The sequence below is a fragment of the Brachybacterium sp. AOP25-B2-12 genome (genome assembly GCF_052378625.1).
Lineage (GTDB): Bacteria > Actinomycetota > Actinomycetes > Actinomycetales > Dermabacteraceae > Brachybacterium.
This window is the reverse complement of the sequence record NZ_JBQSXW010000002.1, coordinates 240,886-258,481: the sequence shown is the minus strand read 5'-3', so window position 1 is coordinate 258,481 and position 17,596 is coordinate 240,886. Positions and strand designations below refer to the sequence as shown.

Here is a 17,596-nt window from a genome sequence, read left to right as displayed (position 1 = left end):
TCCGCTTCTCCCTCCGCTCCGAAGACCCCATGACAGCCCCTCCCGGGGGCGTCGATCGGCCGCCCCCACCGGGCCGATCCCGAGCAGTGAGCACGGAGGAGAACCCCCATGAACATCCGCACCCGCACCCGGATCCCCGTCATCAGCGCCATCGCGGTGGCCATCCTGAGCCTGTCCGCCTGCGGCGACATGGGTGGGGACTCCGCATCGAGCTCGTCGGAGGCCCCGGCATCGTCCTCGTCCTCGGCGGCATCGGACGGCGGCACCTCCTCGGCCCCCATGGCCGATGCGGCCGCGAACCTCGTGGGCCCCGGCTGCGCGGACTACGCCAAGCAGGTGCCGGACGGCGCGGGCTCGGTCCAGGGCATGGCCCAGGACCCGGTGGCTGTCGCCGCCTCGAACAACCCCCAGCTGACCACCCTGACCAAGGCGGTCTCCGGGCAGCTGAACCCCGACGTGAACCTCGTCGACACTCTCAACAGCGGTGAGTTCACCGTGTTCGCCCCGGTCGACTCGGCGTTCGCGAAGGTGCCCGAGGCGGACCTCAACGCCCTGGCGGGTGACAAGGACACCCTCAGCAAGGTCCTCACCTACCACGTGATCCCGGGCCGCATCGATCCGAAGGACCTGCCCGGAACGCACACCACCGTCGAGGGCCAGGACGTGACGATCACCGGATCCGGCGACGACCTGACCGTCAACGGCGGCTCGAAGGTGGTCTGCGGCGGCGTCCAGACGCAGAACGCCACCGTCTACCTGGTCGACACCGTGCTCATGCCGCCCGCCGCCTGAGAGCCCGGGGCGGCGGCACCTCGCCGCCCCAGCGGGGCGTGACATCATCTGCGACACCTGAAGGGGAGGACCGATGCCGGAACGACGAACGCGTGCATCGACATGGCGGGGGATCCTCGCCGGGGTGATCGGCGGCGGACTCGTCGTCGGCGTCGCCGAGCTGATCGCCCTCGTGTTCGGCTCCTCCTCGGCTCCGTTCATCGGGATCGGCGGAGCGTTCATCGACCGCATCCCGCCGGGCGTCAAGGACCTCGTGGTCGGGCTGTTCGGCACCGCCGACAAGGCCGTCCTGTTCGCCTCGATGGGTGCCGTGTACATCGTGATCACCGCCGCGATCGGCCTGCTCGGGCTGCGCGCCCCGCGGGCCGCCGAGGCGGTGCTGGGCGTCCTGGCCCTGGGGGCGGCGGCCGTGGTCGCCACCCGGCCGGGCAATGTGGCCGCCGATGCGATCCCCACGATGGCCGGTGCCGTCGTCGGGGTCCTGGCCCTGCACCTGCTGCTGCGGCGCACGGCCGAGGCGCAGGACGCGGGGGGCCGGCGACGGTTCCTCCGCACCGCGGGCATCGCCGCGGGGGTCGGCGTGATCGCCGGTGCGGTGGGACGCGGCGTGGGTGCCGCGCGGGAGAGGGCGGCGGCGATCCGGTCCAGCTTCACGCTCCCGGCGCCCGCCGTCCCCGCCGAGGCCATCCCGGCGGACGCGCAGGTGGACGTCCCCGGGATGCCGCCCTACCTCACGCCCGCCGCGGACTTCTACCGGATCGACACGGCGCTGGCCGTGCCGCAGGTGGACCCGCAGACGTGGCGCCTGAAGATCACCGGGATGGTCGACAAGCCCCTCACGCTGAGCCTCGAGGATCTGCTGAAGGACCCGCTCACGGAGGCGAACGTGACCCTGACCTGCGTGTCCAACGCGGTGGGCGGGGACCTCGCGGGCAACGCGACGTGGCTGGGGGTGCCCATCCGGTCGGTCCTCGAACGGGTGGGCGTCCAGGCCGGCGCCGACATGGTGCTCTCACGCAGCGTGGACGGCTTCACCGCCTCGACGCCGCTCGAGGCCCTCACCGACAGCCGCAACGCCCTGTTCGCCGTCGGGATGAACGGTGCCCCGCTGCCGGCGGAGCACGGCTACCCGGTGCGGATGGTCGTGCCGGGGCTGTACGGCTACGTCTCGGCGACCAAGTGGGTCGAGGAGCTGACCGTGACGCGGTTCGCCGACGCCACGGCCTACTGGACCGACCGCGGCTGGTCGGAGAAGGGGCCGATCAAGATCGCCTCCCGGGTGGACGTGCCCAAGACGCTGGCCGCGGTGGATGCCGGGACGGTGCGCGTGGGAGGCACCGCCTGGGCGCAGCAGCGGGGCATCGCGGGCGTCGAGGTGCGCATCGACGACGGCGACTGGCGGCCCGCGGAGCTCGGCGGGGAGGTCAACGACGACTGCTGGCGGCAGTGGTCCTACACCTGGGAGGGCGCGACGGCCGGCAACCACACGGTGACGGTGCGGGCCACGGACGGGCAGGGGGAGCTGCAGACCGAGAAGCGCGCCGACCCGATCCCCGACGGGGCCAGCGGCTGGCACTCGATCCAGTTCCGGGTGCGGTGAGGGTGGAGGGTCATCGCACCGTGAGGAGACCCGTCGGGGGTGACGGGGTGGGGCGTCACGGCGGCCGTGTCGGGAACACGCGGCACGCCGGGCCCTACTGGTCGGTAGGCCCGCGACCACGGTCGCGGGCCTCCCCGCTCCTAGGATGACGTCCATGGTCGAGCCCCCGCGAACGCCGGCTCCCGCGGCCGACGCGGAGGAGCTGGCACGCCTGCTGTGCACGGCGGGCACCGGCGACCAGGAGGCGTTCGCGGCAGTGTTCGACCGGGTCGCCGGGCGCGTGCTGGCCCTGGCCACGCGGATCCTGCGCAACCGGGCACTCGCCGAGGAGGCCACCCAGGACGTCATGGTCGAGGTGTGGGAGCAGGCCCCGCGCTTCGACCCGGGACGGGGGAGCGCCCTGGCATGGGTGCTCACGATCGCGCACCGTCGGTGCGTGGACCGCGTCCGGGCGGTCCAGGCGCAGACGGTTCGGGACGACCGGTACGAGGCCCGGGCTGATGCTCCCTGCCCGGACCCGACCGCGGAGGACGCGACGGATCGGCTCGTCGGGCAGCGTGCCCGGCACGCGATGCGCGGGCTCAGCGAGGTCCAGCGGACGGCCGTGCGGCTCGCCTTCCTGGACGGCCTCTCGCAGCGGGAGGTGGCCGAGCAGCTCGGGATCCCGCTGGGCACCGCGAAGGCGAGGATCAGGGACGGGCTGCGGCAGATGAGAGCGACGATGGCGGAGGAGGTGAGAGGACATGGACGATGACGATCAGCAGGAGCTGCACTCCCTCGCGGAGCTGTATGCCGTGGGGGCGCTGACCCCCGAGCAGGACGCGGCGTTCGCCGAGCACCTCCCCACCTGCCCCGACTGCCAGGCGCTCGTGGGCGACTACCTGGAGACCCTTGCGGAGCTCGTCCCCGAGGGGCTGCAGGTGCGGTCCCACGTGCGCACCGACGTGCTCGCCCGGATCCGTGAGCTGCCGCAGGTGCCGCGCGACGAGGCGGTGCCCGACGAGGCGACGCGCGACGAGGTGGGCTCCCCGAGCCCGAGCCCCGACCCGCCCTCGACCGACGGCCCGAGCTCGGCCGCAGGCCTGGGGCCGACCCCGCACCCCAGCCCGAGCCCGCCACCGGTCCGTCAAGGCGGCCGGGCCCGCTGGGCGGCGCTCGGCGCGATCTTCGCGCTCGCCGCATGCCTGGGCCTGTTCGCCGTCGTCGAGCGTCCCTGGGAGGGCCCCGACGACACCGAGCGGATCGGCGCGGTCGTCGCGGCCCCCGATGCCCGCACCTTCGAGACCCAGGGCGATGCCGGAACCCTCACCGTCGTCCTCTCCCCGTCCCAGGGAACCGCGGTGCTCACCGCCGAGGGGCTGCCGCCCGTGGCCTCGGGCCACGTCTACCAGGCCTGGTGGATCGATCCCCAGGGCGCCCCGGTCAGCGCGGGCCCGCTGACCGGCGCCACCGGCTCCCGCAGCGTGACGGTGCTGAGCGGCTCGGCCGTGGAGGCCTCCCAGGTGGCGATCACCGTCGAGCCCGACGGCGGCTCGCGCGCGCCGACCACGCCCGTCGTCGTCGGCGTCGACCTCGCCTGAGACCGTCCGACGGGCGGCACGATCCGTCCGCGCGGTTCCGTGCGCACGGTCGCGACCGGCGTCTACGGTGGGGCCAGTCGCCCTGTTCCGGGATCCGTCCTGGCCATGTCCCCGAGAGGCACCACGATGGCATCCTTCCGCTCGGCCCCACGGCGCCGGACCGTGCTCACGACCACGGCACCCGGGCACCGCGCGGCCCCGCTCGACCCGGTGCCCCTCGGTCCGGCACCGTGCGCACCGCCCCGGCTCGCCCCGGTCGTGACCCGATGAGCGGCCTTCCGGGAGCGGCCCTCGCCCGGCGGACCGCGTGGGCCCTGGCGGCGTCGACGCTGGTCCCCAACCGGCGACGCGGCGCCCTGCTGCGCCGCCTCGGCCTGACCGGGATGGACCGGCCGTTCGTCTGCGCGGGCGTCGCGTTCTCGGACCCGGCAGCCGTCACGGCTGGCCCCGGGTGCTTCCTCAATGCGCAGGTGTTCCTCGACAGCGGCGCGATCCGGCTGGGGCGCAATGTCTACCTGGGGCCGCGTGCGATGCTCCTGACCAGCACCCACGAGATCGGGGACCACGACCGTCGTGCCGGAGAGCCTGTGCACCGGGGCATCGAGGTGGGGGACGGCACCTGGATCGGCGCGGGTGCGGTCGTGCTGCCCGGGGTCCGGATCGGCGCCGGCTGTGTGATCGGCGCCGGCGCCGTGGTCACCGCGGACTGCGCACCCGACGGCGTGTACGTCGGGGTCCCGGCGCGGCGCGTGCGCTCACTGCCCGATTCCTGAGGCGCCGGGTCCGATTCCCCGGGCCGCGCCCACCGTCGACGACGCACGGGCGCCGACGTCCACGCGCTCACCCTGGCCCGCTGCTGACGGGGAGTCCTCACACCTGCGCGGGGATCTCCTCGGCGTCCGGTCCGGCATCGGGCAGGGCATCCGAAGGGTCCGAGACCGTCACCTCGTGCCCGTCCAGGCGCAGGCGGCGCACGCCCTCGAGGGTCATGCGCCGTCCCACGTCGGAGAAGGCGTGCACGCGGGAGGCGTCGAGCACCACGGACGCCTCGTCGTCGACCTGCTCCATGAGGTCCAGCAGCTCCGAGGCCGCCGTGAACTGCACGATCCCCTGCAGCAGGAACGTCACGGTGCCCTCCTCCTCGCGCACCTCGACGGCGTCGACGCGCGCGCGGTCCGAGGCGAACAGGTGCATGCCCATGTCCGCGGACATGCGCTCGAAGGCGAGGCCTCCGCGGACGCTGTTGCCCTGGGCGCTGAGACGCGGGGAGAAGGCGCCGATCCCCACCTGGTCCGGGAGCACCCCCACCATGCCGCCGGCCACGCCGCTCTTGGCGGGGATCCCCACGCGGGTGAGCCAGTCACCCGCCGCGTCGTACATCCCGGCGGCGGCCATCACGGCCATCACCTGCCGCGCCGTGTCGGGCTCCATCAGGCGCTCGCCGGTCACGGGCTGGATCCCGCCGGTGGCCAGCGTCGCGGACATCGCCGAGAGGTCCCGCACCGTCACCAGGATCGAGCACTGCTTCGTGTAGCCCTCGACGACGGGGTCCACCTCCCCGTCCAGCACGTCGTAGGAGGCGAGCATGTGGGCGATCGCGAGATTGCGGTGGGCGTGCTCGAGCTCGGAGGTGAACACGTCCTCGTCGATCCGCAGCCGGCGCCCGGCGAGGTGGGAGAAGAAGGTGAGGATGCGGTCCACCCGCTGCTCCTGCGTGGCCTCGGGCCCCACGAGCAGGGCGTGGACCGTGATGGCGCCCGCGTTGATCATGGGGTTCTTGGGCCGATGGGACTCGCCCTCCAGCGACAGCTCGTTGAATGCCTCGCCGGAGGGCTCGACGCCCACGGATCCGAGCACCCGGTCCAGCCCCCGGTCGATGATCGCGGCGGCGTACGCGAAGGGCTTGGAGATCGACTGGATCGAGAACTCGACGTCGTCGTCCCCGGCGGAGAACGTCTGACCCAGGGTGGTGGTCAGCGCCAGCGCGAAGCGCTCGGGGTCCGCGGCGGAGAGCTCGGGGATGTAGTCCGCGGGTGCACCGCCGTCCTGGTGGCGGAGGTCCTCGAGAACCTCGGTCAGGTAGTCGGGGATCGGGGTCCTCATGGCTCGGTCCTTCCTGTCGGGGTGGGGTCCTCGGATGGTGGCGCCCCGAGGACCATGCGGGCGAGGTGCATCGATCCCTCGATCTGGCGCTCCTCGATGTCCCCGAGGCACGCCATCAGCGAGGACAGGGGGGACGGGCCGATGAACACGTCCATGAGCTCGTTCACGGCCACCTCCATCTTGGTGGGGGATTCCAGGCCAGCGGGTGGGACAGGAGCGTCGTGCGGTCCTCCGTGCGAGGACGGATGAACCCCGTGTGGAAGGTCTCGGTCTGTTCGTGGTCCCGGCGCGCCGGGCGATCGCGGTGACCGTGGCATGCGAGAGCCCTCCACGTCGAGGATCGCCGCCGAGGCGGCGAGCAGGTCGTCGACGACCGTCGTGGCATTCGGAAGGCCGGGGTGCGGGAGCTCGGCGCGTCGATCACGGGCCACAGTACCGATCTGCAACGGGGCCGTCGCCGAAGGAGGGCCTGGCGCGACAGCAGGATCACGATGCGGAGCGAGGCGGAGTGACCTCGACGCGGCGCACGCCCCACCATCGCCCCGAGAGGCTCGTCGGGCCGCCAACGCGCGCGGGTGTGGATCGGGCACACAGATCCCTCCAGGACCGTCTCGTGGACAGGGGCAGAGCGACCGCGGACTCGCGAGGGTGACGAAGAACTGGGCGGCAGGGCCTGGACGGACTGCGCCTGGGACGATGCTCTCTGGTCGATGCAGAGGGTGCGGACACGACGCCCTCTCGCACTGTCGTCACGTGAGGTAAGGATCAACGGTGGCTCGAGCAGACGTCACACCCACCCGACGAACGGTCGCCAGAGGCGCTGCGTGGGCGGTGCCGACGGCGGTCGCGACGATCGCCGCACCGGCCTATGCCGCCAGCTGCGCTGGGCCGATCCCTGACGTCTCGTTCGGGTCGCGCACAGCGGTCGGTGCGACGGCCAACTGGTTCATGGAGTCCGGGTCAGGAGATTTCCCTCTTGATCACCCCTCGGCGCAGACGAGCAGGATCCCCGGTTTCCGCGACTCCGATCCCTTGACCGGGGCCGTCTCCGGACCCTGGTTCGGGGTCGGCAACGAACCCTCGAGGCCCACGGCTCTCGTGGCGCGCAGGAATGACCTCGTCGCCCTCGGAGTCGGATGCTCGTACTGCTTCTCGTTCCACATCTCGACCTGGGAGGGTGCTCCCGCAGGGCTGACGGTCACGGCGGTTCTCGGCACGCAGACGCTGCTGAGCGTCACCACGCGAACCGGAGGCTCACAGGGGATTCTGTCGCGCGATCTTCTGGTGACGTCCTCCCCCTTCACGGTGCCGACCGCCGCCGGGCAGACGCTCGAGATTCGGCTCACGTTCCCGACGGGCGTCGGTAACTCCAGCAACGCCAACGACGCGTACGTCCGGAGCCCGACCTTGACGCGATGCTGAGCGCGTCGTGCGTCGCGTGCCGCCGCCGCCCCTGGCACTTCTGTGTGACGGCGCAACACGCGATGCCTTCGGAGTTTCCCGTGCGCACAGAGGTGTGTTGCATCGGCGAGCAGACGATCGGGAGACTCCGGTCGCCTCGACTCGAAGACGCTCGCGGGTGTGGAGAAGAGCGAGGCAGATGCTGACGATGCCCAGGACCGATCCGCGTGTGCCCCAGGAACACGCACAGCTGCTGATGCGAGCCGCCGGCCAGGCCGCCATCGCGATCACCCGCGGTCGTCCCAGGTGACGCTCGACCGATGCGGACGCTGGACGGGCGCGCACGGCAAACGGTGAAGAAGAGGGAGCCTGGCGCGGCCAGGGGTGGCCGCGCCGACCGCGCACGTCCGCATCGCAGCGCGGTCAGATTGCGTGGCCCTACGGGTTGCTCGTCGCGTCGAGCTCGGGGTCGTTCCCGAGCAACGCATGGTGCAGAGGCACACAGCCACGATCCGCCGCCCCGGGGTGAGGTTCTCGACGAGGGCCGTGCGGGTGAGCGTCCCGGCGAGCCCCCGGCCCGGGTACTCCTCGCCCATGACGGCGTGGTGGAGGATCCGCTGGATGCTGTTCGCCGTCCTCATGGTCCACGGAGGCGGACGAGACCGCCGGAGTGCCGCCCACGAAGAGCGCGAGGCAGTGACGGCCGGGGTCTTCGCAGACGGTGGCCTCGGGTTCCGAGATGCCGGACGGAGGGGGAACCCTGCGTCGGCGATCATGAGGTCGACCTCCCCGGGCCGCACCGTGCTGTCGATCCCTGTCGGGTGCAGGTATTCGATGTGGCCCCGGAACAGCAGGTCACGGTCGCCAAGGTCGTGCGGGGATGGCGCGGGACCGCCATGCCGCCGGTCGCGGAGACGCCGCCCGGGCCGACATGGTCCACGTAGCACCAGGGGCCGATCGGGGAGCGGCGACGCTGGGGCGGGGTGCGCCGCCGACGTCGGAGCCGGCAGGGTCCAGTGGGTATCGGCGGGTTCCAGCGTGCCCGATCGGCTCAGGCGAGCCGAGGGGCGGGCCCCGGGAACAGACCCTCCCACAGTGCGGGATCCCGGTGGGCCGGGCTCGCGGCCTGGAGGAGGCGCGCGGCCGCGCTCTCCCAGGTGAACAGCTGAGCCCGGGCGGGGCCGGCCTCGCCCATCCTCCGGGCGGTCGCGAGATCGGCCATGGCCCGCATCGCGGTGACCAGCGCGTCCACCGAGCCGGGCGTGACCGTGACCCCCGAGGGGCCGATCATGTCCCGTGCCCCGCCCAGGGTGGAGCCGATCGAGGGGACGCCCGCCGCGGCGGCCTCGACGTGCACGATCCCGGCGGACTCGAAAGAGGTGGGCACCACCAGGCACGTGGCCTGCTGGAACAGGCGCGTCATGGTCGCGCTCGCCGCCGCGTCTGCCAGGCGCAGGAACCCGTGGCCGGTGACGCCGGGGCGGTCGATCACGGGATGGTGGCCCACCAGGTCCAGCGTCGCCGCGGGCAGCTCGGCGTGCAGGCGCGTGAAGGCCTCGATCAGCACGGGGCCGTTCTTGTCCTCCCAGTCCTTGCCGACGAACAGGAAGCGAGGGCGGGACCAGTCGCGCGCGGCGGGAGGGATCGTGTGGTTGGTGCCCAGGCCGATGGGGACCACCTTGGCGGCATCGATCCCGAAGTCGTCGATCACCGAGGAGGCGGTCCACGGTGTGGCGGTCGTGCAGGAGCGCGCCGCCGCGAGGGCGCGACGCTGGGCGACGATGCGGGCACGTCGGCCCCGTTCGCCCAGGCGCGCCCAGTCCTCCCAGCCCGCCTCGATGACCTGCGGCACCGTGAGGTCCTCGAAGGTCACCACGCGGGGGTGCCGCACCTCGAAGGACGTGCCCATCCGGACCACCAGGTCGAGGTGCCCGACACGACGCAGCGCCCGCCGGATCAGCGCGGAGCCCAGGTGTCCGTAGGCGGGGGAGATGCGCACCGAGGCGCGGGCCGGGGCCAGGGCGGCCCGCACGTCGCCGTGGCTGCGACGCAGCTCGGCGGGGAGGCGGGGCAGCGCGAGGGCCTGCTGGAACCGCCGCTCGACGCCGGGGGATGCGAGAGCCGAGAGCCCCACGACGTCGTGCCCCAGTGCGCGCAGACCGCGGACGAACCCCATCGGCGTCCCGGACCACGAGCCCGGCTGCTCGGGGTCGCCGTGGAAGGCGACGCCGATCCGCAGGGGGCGCCCGGCGGTGCCCGCGAGGGTGGACGCGGAGGTCACGCTCCCTGCTCCTCGTGGGGCTCGGCCCCCGGGGGCAGCTCGCGCAGGACCGTGGCCATCGGATCGTCGTCGTCCAGGAGGGCCGTCACGATCGAGTCGCCGGTGGTGTGCTGGTGGCGGGACCATTCGAGCGTGATCCCGTGCGCGGCGAAGTCCGCGGGGGCGTCCTCGCCCAGGTACGCGGCGCCGCCGGAGCCGGAGAGGTAGACGCCCCCGCCGACGGCGAGGACCTGCTCGATGAGACGGGGCGGGCCGTTCACGGTGGGCGGCTCGGTGAACAGCAGCGGTGTGCGGATCTCCAGCATGTCGCGGACGACCTCCATGAGGGCGAGGTTCACCGCGTCCAGGGCGTCGCCGGGCACGTCGAGCGCCGCGATCCTGCCCACGAGCTCGTGGCCGCGGGTGCTCCAGTGCTTGGCCCCGTGGTACCGGCCGCCGATCCCGTCGACCAGCACCTTCTGCCAGCCGGGCATCGCGGTGACGGTCGTGATGGGGGTGACGCCGGGCTTGCCGACCAGGGGGATCGAGCACCATGTCCCGCGCATCCGGGCGCGGCGCTGGTAGCCGTACTTCTTGAACTGGTCGTGGCGGGCGACGATGAACGCGTCGGAGATCGCCATCTTGTAGAAGAACCCGGTGTAGGGCAGGAGGTCCGGCTGATGGATCGCGACCCTCATCGCCGAACTCCCTGGGCCCGGGCGGGCACGGTCGGGGTGCGGCGGGCGCCGTGGCTGCTGCCGCCGGGGCGGGCAGCGGTGGGGGCGGGCATGCAGGAACTCCTGGGGGCGCGGCGGTGGGACGGGTGGTGCCGGAGGATGCCGCCGACCGGCGCACCGGCCCTGCGGATCCGCCGCCCAGCATATCGAGCAGGCTCCGGCGGTCAGGTTCTCCGCCGCCCGGGCGACCCGTCGGGGTGGGGCACAATCTTCCCAGCGGGACCCGGGTGCCACACGGCGTCCCAGGCGCCCACCGAGACCGACGAGACGGACAGGACCGGAGATGGGTGCACCCCTGCGGACACGGGCGCGCGAGCTCGCCAAGCGCCTGGTGGGACCACGCTGGCGCACCGTCAAGAACCTCGCGTACCACCCGCGGGCCGTGCGCAGCCCGATGAACCCGCTGTATCGGGCGGGGCTGCGGATCCGCGGCATCGACGAGTCCATCGAGCTGCTGCTCGCCTCCCCGCGCAGCCTCGCGCGCTACGGGGACGGCGAGCTGAGCATCGTCATGGGGATCGACGGCCCGCGCTTCCAGAGCATCGAACCGGAGCTCACGCGCCGCCTGCGACAGGTGCTGGCCGACAGTCGGGACGACCTGCTCATCGGCCTCCCCGGAGCCCTCGTGGACAACACCGACCTCGTGGACTCCGAACGGTTCTTCTGGGGTGATCTCGTGCGACGCGACGGGACGTCCATGCTCGCGTACGTCCCCACCGATCGTCCCTACGTCGACGCGAGCCTGACTCGCGTCTACAGCCCGCACCGCGACGTGCACCGCGCGCGGCGTCGCTTCATCCGCCTGCAGGAGCTGTGGCGCGACCGCGACATCCTCTTCGTCGAGGGGGAGTTCACCCGGTCCGGGGTGGGCAACGACCTGTTCGACGGAGCGCGCAGCATCGCGCGGATCGTCTGCCCGGCGCAGGACGCCTTCTCCTGGTACGAGCAGATCCGTGACGCCATGCTCGAGCACGGCACGGACCGCCTGATCCTGTGCTCCCTGGGGCCGACGGCGACCGTCCTGGCCCACGACGCCGCCGTGGCCGGCCAGCAGTGCGTGGACCTCGGTCACCTCGACCTCGAATACATGTGGGCGCGGGAGGACAGGGGCAAGATCCTCGTGCCGACGCGGAGCGTCAACGAGCTCACCGCGGACGACGACCTCACGTTCGACGGGCCGGAGGCGCAGGAGTACGCCGCGCAGGTCCTCGTGCGGATCCCGGGCGCATGACCCCTCGCCGTCGCGTCGTCGACAAGGTCGTCATCTCGCTCGTGGGCAGCGCCCGCCGTGCAGCGCTCGCCGCCCGCCCGGAGATCGCGGACTTCCGCGTGTTCGATGCCTACGACACCCGCTCCGGTGCCGGGCATCCGCAGTTCGACGAGGCGACGTTCGCGAGGCGCTACGGAAGGCGGCCGCGCGGAGGCGAGGTGGGCGTCACCATCAGCCACCTGCAGGTGCTCCAGGAGTTCATCGCCCAGGACGGCCCGGAGCAGGACGTGATCGTGGTGGCAGAGGACGATGCGGTCCCGTCCCCGGACCTCGACAGAGTCCTGGACCGGATCCTGCGGCGGGTGCGACGCCTGGACCTGGTGCTGCTCGGGGAGCTCGGGACGGGGACGCGCGCGGTGGGACCCGGACCGCTCGCGCACGGACCGTCGAGCTCATGGGTCCAGGTCTCGCTGCTGGCGGTGCCCGTAGGACCCGCGTCCGCGCCGTTCTCGCGCCGGGTGGGTCACTTCACGGGCATGGGCTGGGGCACCGGCCTGTATGCGATGACGCGGGCTGCCGACCGTCGCTACGTCGACCTCGTCGCCCGGGAGCGCGCCGACTGGGTGGCCGACGACTTCATCCGGTGGGCACCCTGGGCCCGGATCGACGTCCTGACCGTCACCCCGCGCCTCGCGACCTTCGAGGGGAGCTCGACGATCGATCGCGCGCCGACCACCCCCAGGCGGGACGGGAGGGACGGTGTCGCGGCCCGTGTGATCGAGACGGCGCGCCGCCACGGGGCGATCGCGCGCCGGGTGGCCCAGGTGACCGTGCGGGACGCGCGGGGGCGGGAATTCCCGTACCTCGATGGTCGCTACGGCTGAGGGGGACCGCCGACGGTCGCCTCCGTCCGGAGCCGTCCGAACAGCGCGATCCAGCGGTCGGCCACCACGTGCACGTCGAGGTCGCGGGCGAAGGCACGGCCGGATCGTGCCCGCTCCTGGCGCCCGTCCCGGTCCGCGAGGGCATCGACCACGGTTGCCGCGATCGTTGCCGGGTCGTCGTTCGCGCACAGGTAGCCGTGGCGTCCGACGATCTCCGTGACGGCCGGCGAGCTCCGGGTCGCGACGGTGGGGACGCCCAGCGCGGAGGCCTCGAGGATGCTCATCGGCAGCCCCTCCGCCTCGGAGACGAGCACCGACAGGTCCGCTCCGGCCAGCGCGGCAGGGATCTCGTGGGGTGCGAGGCCACCGTGCAGCACGACGGCCCCCGGGTGCCGGAGCCGTGCGATCGCGGCCTCGACGCGCGGACGGTCCGGTCCGTCGCCGTGGATGTGCAGCCGCCGCCCCGGGGCGGTGTCGAGGGCGAGGTCGAAGGCCTCGACGGCGAGGTGGACGCGCTTGTCGGGGCTCAGACGGGAGATCGACACGAGCCGGCCCGGGTCCTCCGGCTCCTCCGTGCCCCGGGCGTCGGTGAGGGCGTCGAGGTCGATGGCGTTGGGGATCGCCGCGACCCGATGCCCGTACAGCTCGGCGAAGAGCTCCGCGTCCGCGGGCCAGAGCGCCACGAGCTGAGCGCCGCTCCCGGCGATCCGGCGGACCGCGACGTCGAACAACGGGCGGTACCAATGGTCGAACTCGTAATGCAGCTGATGCAGCTGCTGGGGGCGAGGACGCCCGTGTGCTTCACGATGTCGCAGAGCCTCCGCGACGATCTCGCCCACCCGGGGCTTCATCGTGATGACGACGTCCGAGGCCCCCCATCGGGCCATCTCGCGGTGCAGACGCAGGTCGCGCAGCCGCTTCCACGCGGGGGTGAGGAGCGTCTTGGCGCGCAGGCGCAGGCCCCATGTCCCGGGGAAGTCCACCGCCTGCGGATGGAGCGCGGTGGCGCTGAGTCCGCGGTCGATCTCGAAGACCCGGCCTGACGGCCGCGCATCCGGCAGGGGAGGGTGCAGCGAGAAGAAGGACACCTCGATCCCTCGGCGGCGCAGGCCGGTGGTGAGGTGCATGATGGCGGTCGACACACCGCCGATGTCCCCGAGATCATCGGTGGCGATGACCACCCGGCCGCCAGAGCTCACGGACGCACGTGCCGCACCAGCGCGTACTGCTCCGCGAACTCGAGGCCCCGGGTCTTGCCCACCGCCTCGGCGATCTGCAGGATCGCGCGGATGGGGTGCGGGCCCTCGGGCGACTCCGAGACGTACTGCTCGCATGCGCCGGCCTTGAGCTCGGCCTGCTCGCGGCTGAGGGGTTCGAACACGTTCCACCGCAGGTCCGTGGGGTAGAGGTTCACGTCGTACACGGCCACGTCGTAGACGAACACCTGGGGAGCGGACCAGTGCCCGGGGGTCATCGACAGCCTGGCGGCCCGCATCCCGGCCTCGTACACGGCGATGTGATCCTGCTGCAGCGAGGGGAAGGGCAGGTACAGCTCCTCGGGACGGTGCTCGCGGCACAGGTCGTCGACGGCACCGACCAGAGCCGGGATGTTGCGGTCGAGGTAGCCGTCCTCCATCCCCAGCTCCACGGTGCGCGTCACCCCCAGCACGGCCATGGCCTGCGTGAACTCGCGGCGGCGCACGTCCCCGGAGTCCGCCGCGACGGCGACCGTGCACTCGTCGGGATGCTTGGCGAGCAGCCCGCCGCAACCCATGGACTCGTCGTCCATGTGGGGGGAGAGGACGAGGCGACGCATGGACGTGCTCCTGATGAGGTGGGAACGGGAGACCCGTGGACGGGCGGGGTCGAGCATAGCGAGCACACGGGCCCGGGACGCGGTGCGGGGCCGGCGACGGGTGCGGAGGGACCCGGCCCACCCGCGCTATCGTCGTGGTCCTCGGTCCCTCAAGGCGGTGACGATGCAAACCATGGCTCGACGGCCCGACGGGCAGGGCGTCACCGTCGTCCTTCCCGTCCACAACGGAGAGCGCTTCGTGCGCCGGGCCGTCGGATCCGTGCTGGCGCAGACGTACCAGCACGTCCGTCTCCTCGTCGTCGACGACGGATCCACCGATGCGACGCCGACCATCCTCGACGAGGTCCGGGATCCACGGATGTCCGTGATCCGGCTCGATCCGCGCCAGGGGGTCACAGCGGCCTTGCAGGCCGCGATAGGTCAGGTCGTCACTCCCTTCGTCGCTCGGGTCGATGCCGATGACGAAGCGCTTCCCGCCTGGCTCGACGCCTCGGTCGCGCACCTGGTCGCCGAGCCGACGGTGGATGTGATGTCCTGCGGCTCCCAGCCGGTGGACGTCGAGGGCCGGCCCATCGGCGAGCCGATCGTCAATCCTGCAGATCATGACCGGATCGCTGTGGGACTGCTGGTGGCTCCTTGCCTGGCACACGGTGGGACCGTCGCGCGCACCGATGTGATCCGCACGATCGGCTATCGGGCATCGCTCCACGGCGCAGAGGACTACCACCTCTGGGCGGACGCGCTGCTCGCCGGCCATCGCTTCGCGAATCTGACCGGGATCCACTACCTGTATCGCCAGCACCCGGGGCAGTGGACCCGCACGGAGAGACCGCAGACGGACCGCGCGCACCGGGCCGTGCAGGTGCACCTCGTCGAGCACCTCTGGCCGGAAGCCCCGGCGTCCATGCGCCGTGACATCGCCCGGTGGCTGTGGATGTGCCACCTCACGACGTCAGGTCGCCGTGCAGGTCGTCCCGACATCGACCTCGGCCTGCACGTGACCCGGTACCTGGTGGAGCATCCCGTGTCCGTGCTGCCCATCGCGGGCGTCCAGGGGATGCGCCGCCACCTCATCACGCGCGATCTCGTGGCCCGTGGCGCGACGCCTCGTCCGAGGGGGCTCCGCGATGCCTGGGGAGACCTCTCGCCCCGTGAGCGGGTGCCGATCGTGGCGCGGGTCGTCCGGTCGAGGCTGCGGGCGCTGTGTTCCCGAGGGCCGGGGCCGCAGAGCTGACCGCTCCGAGGGCGCCGTGCGCGCGGTGCCCGCCACACGGTTGCGGGCCTTCGGCGCCCGTGGGTCTAGCCTGGAGAGATCGGGCGCTGTTCCCCGGCGCCGTCCGACCGCTACCGGAAGGCATCACCATGGCACGCACCACCTTGGCACAGCTCCTCGTCACCCAGCTCCGCGACATGGGCGTCGAGCGCATCTACGGGCTCGTCGGGGATTCGCTGAACCCCGTCGTCGACGCCGTCCGCACCACCAAGGGCATCGAGTGGGTGCACGTGCGCAACGAGGAGGCGGCCGCCTTCGCCGCCGGTGCCGAGGCCCGCCTGACCGGAAAGCTCGCCGTCTGCGCCGGCTCGTGCGGCCCGGGCAACACCCACCTCATCCAGGGCCTGTACGACGCCCACCGTGACGGCGCCCCCGTGCTCGCGATCGCCTCGCACATCCCCAGCGCGAAGATCGGCACGGGCTTCTTCCAGGAGACGCACCCGGAGTTCCTGTTCCAGGAGGCCTCCGCGTTCTGCGAGGTCGTCAACTCCGGCGAGCACGGCGCGACGCTGCTGCACATCGCCACCCAGACCGCCATCGCGACGCCGGGCGTGTCCGTGCTGGTCCTTCCCGGTGACATCGCCGATCAGGAGGTCTCCGGGCCGCTGACCAAGGACCTCGCCTACGACCTCGGACGTGTCCTGCCCGCGGCCAAGCCCGTCGACGAGCTCTCCCGCCTGATCGACCAGGCCGACAAGGTCATGCTGTTCGCCGGCGCCGGGGTGCGAGACGCCCGAGAGCAGACGCTGGCCCTGGCCGAGGCCGTCAAGGCCCCCGTGGGCCATGCCTTCGGCGGCAAGGAATGGATCGAGTACGACAACCCCTTCGACGTGGGCATGAGCGGGCTGCTGGGCTACGGCGCCTGCTACGAGGCGATGCACGAGGCGGACCTCGTGATCCTCCTGGGCACCGACTTCCCCTACAGCGAGTTCCTGCCCGCGAACGAGGGCATCAAGGTGGTCCAGATCGACCGCGACGCCGCGATCCTGGGCCGTCGCGTCCCGCTGGACCTCGCGATCCACGGCGACGTGGGCCTGACGCTCGATGCGGTGCTGCCCAAGATCCGCGAGAAGACCAGCCGTCGCTACCTCGACGCCATGCTGCGCAAGCACCACAAGGCGCTGACCGGCGTCATCGCGGCATACACCAAGAACGTCGAGAAGATGCGGCCGATCCACCCGGAGTTCGTGGCCTCGACCCTCGACGAGCTGGCCGACGACGACGCCGTGTTCACCGTGGACACCGGCATGTGCAACGTGTGGGGCGCCCGGTACATCACCCCCAACGGCAAGCGCCGCGTGTTCGGCTCCTTCCACCACGGCACGATGGCCAACGCCCTCCCGCAGGCGATCGGCGCCGCCGCGGCCTTCCCGGGCCGCCAGGTGATCTCGATGTCCGGCGACGGGGGCCTGGGCATGCTGCTGGGCGAGCTGCTCACCGTGAAGCTGCACGACCTGGGCACCAAGATCGTCGTCTTCAACAACTCGAGCCTGGGCATGGTCAAGCTCGAGATGCTCGTCGAGGGCATCCCGGACTACGAGACCGACCACGCCGCGGTGAACTTCTCCGCGATCGCCGAGGGCGTGGGCATCCCGACGGTCCGCATCACCGATCCCAAGAAGCTCAAGAAGCAGCTGGGCGATGCCCTGGCGCTGCGCGGCCCGGTGCTCATCGACGTCGTGACCGACCCCGACGCCCTGTCGATGCCCCCGAAGATCACGGCCCAGCAGATCCGCGGGTTCGCGACCTCGGCCAGCAAGATCGTGCTCGGCGGCGGCGTGGGCAAGATGGTCGACATGGCCGCGACGAACGTGCGAAACATCCCGCGCTGATCCACCGGAGCCGTCGCGGCGGCGCGCATCCGAGCCCGGGCGCGCGCCGCCGGGCGTGTCCGCTCGCTCTCACCTGCGCTGATCCGGTGTCGGCGGGCGTCCGGATCG

General features: G+C 72.3%; 16 protein-coding genes. 10 read left to right on the top strand and 6 right to left on the bottom strand.

Annotated features, from left to right (window positions below):
- Positions 1-108 precede the first annotated feature (108 nt).
- From ACT3TZ_RS02790 to ACT3TZ_RS02770, 5 genes are all read left to right on the top strand, one after another.
- A complete protein-coding gene (locus ACT3TZ_RS02790; RefSeq protein WP_444581871.1) occupies positions 109-792 on the top strand; it encodes a fasciclin domain-containing protein in 684 nt (227 codons plus the stop codon).
- Between the two features lie 73 nt (positions 793-865).
- Complete coding sequence (locus ACT3TZ_RS02785) at positions 866-2,392, top strand: molybdopterin-dependent oxidoreductase (protein ID WP_444581870.1); 1,527 nt, start codon at positions 866-868, stop codon at positions 2,390-2,392.
- A gap of 154 nt (positions 2,393-2,546) precedes the next feature.
- Positions 2,547-3,146: a sigma-70 family RNA polymerase sigma factor gene (locus tag ACT3TZ_RS02780; RefSeq protein WP_444581869.1), complete on the top strand. Its 600-nt coding sequence runs from the start codon at positions 2,547-2,549 to the stop codon at positions 3,144-3,146.
- Entirely contained in the window at positions 3,136-3,972 is an 837-nt protein-coding gene (locus tag ACT3TZ_RS02775; RefSeq protein WP_444581868.1) for an anti-sigma factor, read from the top strand. The genes ACT3TZ_RS02780 and ACT3TZ_RS02775 overlap by 11 nt, the downstream gene beginning before the upstream one ends.
- A gap of 266 nt (positions 3,973-4,238) precedes the next feature.
- Entirely contained in the window at positions 4,239-4,745 is a 507-nt protein-coding gene (locus tag ACT3TZ_RS02770) for an acyltransferase (protein WP_444581867.1), read from the top strand.
- A 97-nt stretch (positions 4,746-4,842) separates the two neighbouring features.
- Here the strand turns inward: ACT3TZ_RS02770 and ACT3TZ_RS02765 are convergent, their stop codons facing one another.
- Both ACT3TZ_RS02765 and ACT3TZ_RS02760 read right to left on the bottom strand, forming a co-directional pair.
- The gene (locus tag ACT3TZ_RS02765) at positions 4,843-6,075 is read right to left on the bottom strand and encodes a glutaminase (RefSeq protein ID WP_444581866.1); all 1,233 of its coding nucleotides are present in this window, start codon (positions 6,073-6,075) and stop codon (positions 4,843-4,845) included.
- Positions 6,072-6,242, bottom strand: coding sequence for a hypothetical protein (locus tag ACT3TZ_RS02760; protein ID WP_444581865.1), 171 nt, complete (start codon positions 6,240-6,242; stop codon positions 6,072-6,074). Before ACT3TZ_RS02760 ends, ACT3TZ_RS02765 begins: the two co-directional genes overlap by 4 nt.
- A 604-nt stretch (positions 6,243-6,846) precedes the next feature.
- On the opposite strand from ACT3TZ_RS02760, the gene ACT3TZ_RS02755 reads away from it, so the two are divergent.
- Positions 6,847-7,497 carry a hypothetical protein gene (locus ACT3TZ_RS02755; protein ID WP_444581864.1) on the top strand — a complete coding sequence of 217 codons (651 nt, stop codon included), beginning with the start codon at positions 6,847-6,849 and terminating at the stop codon, positions 7,495-7,497.
- 1,030 nt (positions 7,498-8,527) lie between these two features.
- Here ACT3TZ_RS02755 and ACT3TZ_RS02750 read toward each other — a convergent pair.
- A complete protein-coding gene (locus ACT3TZ_RS02750; protein WP_444581863.1) occupies positions 8,528-9,757 on the bottom strand; it encodes a glycosyltransferase family 4 protein in 1,230 nt (409 codons plus the stop codon).
- The gene (locus ACT3TZ_RS02745; RefSeq protein ID WP_444581862.1) at positions 9,754-10,434 is read right to left on the bottom strand and encodes a WbqC family protein; all 681 of its coding nucleotides are present in this window, start codon (positions 10,432-10,434) and stop codon (positions 9,754-9,756) included. The genes ACT3TZ_RS02750 and ACT3TZ_RS02745 overlap by 4 nt, the downstream gene beginning before the upstream one ends.
- Positions 10,435-10,756: 322 nt before the next feature.
- On the opposite strand from ACT3TZ_RS02745, the gene ACT3TZ_RS02740 reads away from it, so the two are divergent.
- Positions 10,757-11,704, top strand: a complete 948-nt coding sequence (locus tag ACT3TZ_RS02740; protein WP_444581861.1) for a GT-D fold domain-containing glycosyltransferase — start codon at positions 10,757-10,759, stop codon at positions 11,702-11,704.
- On the top strand, positions 11,701-12,567 hold the full coding sequence (locus ACT3TZ_RS02735; RefSeq protein WP_444581860.1) for a glycosyltransferase family 25 protein: 867 nt from the start codon (positions 11,701-11,703) through the stop codon (positions 12,565-12,567). Before ACT3TZ_RS02740 ends, ACT3TZ_RS02735 begins: the two co-directional genes overlap by 4 nt.
- Here the strand turns inward: ACT3TZ_RS02735 and ACT3TZ_RS02730 are convergent.
- Together ACT3TZ_RS02730 and ACT3TZ_RS02725 are read right to left on the bottom strand one after the other, a co-directional pair.
- Positions 12,558-13,766 (bottom strand): glycosyltransferase family 4 protein, encoded by a 1,209-nt coding sequence (locus ACT3TZ_RS02730; protein WP_444581859.1) that lies wholly within the window; start codon positions 13,764-13,766, stop codon positions 12,558-12,560. The two genes, ACT3TZ_RS02735 and ACT3TZ_RS02730, sit on opposite strands and share 10 nt — an antisense overlap.
- Complete coding sequence (locus tag ACT3TZ_RS02725) at positions 13,763-14,383, bottom strand: PIG-L deacetylase family protein (protein WP_444581858.1); 621 nt, start codon at positions 14,381-14,383, stop codon at positions 13,763-13,765. Before ACT3TZ_RS02725 ends, ACT3TZ_RS02730 begins: the two co-directional genes overlap by 4 nt.
- A 172-nt stretch (positions 14,384-14,555) precedes the next feature.
- Here ACT3TZ_RS02725 and ACT3TZ_RS02720 point away from each other — a divergent pair, with 172 nt between their 5' ends.
- Positions 14,556-15,617, top strand: coding sequence for a glycosyltransferase family 2 protein (locus ACT3TZ_RS02720; protein WP_444581857.1), 1,062 nt, complete (start codon positions 14,556-14,558; stop codon positions 15,615-15,617).
- Between the two features lie 128 nt (positions 15,618-15,745).
- The gene (locus tag ACT3TZ_RS02715; RefSeq protein WP_444581856.1) at positions 15,746-17,488 is read left to right on the top strand and encodes a pyruvate dehydrogenase; all 1,743 of its coding nucleotides are present in this window, start codon (positions 15,746-15,748) and stop codon (positions 17,486-17,488) included.
- Positions 17,489-17,596 lie beyond the last annotated feature (108 nt).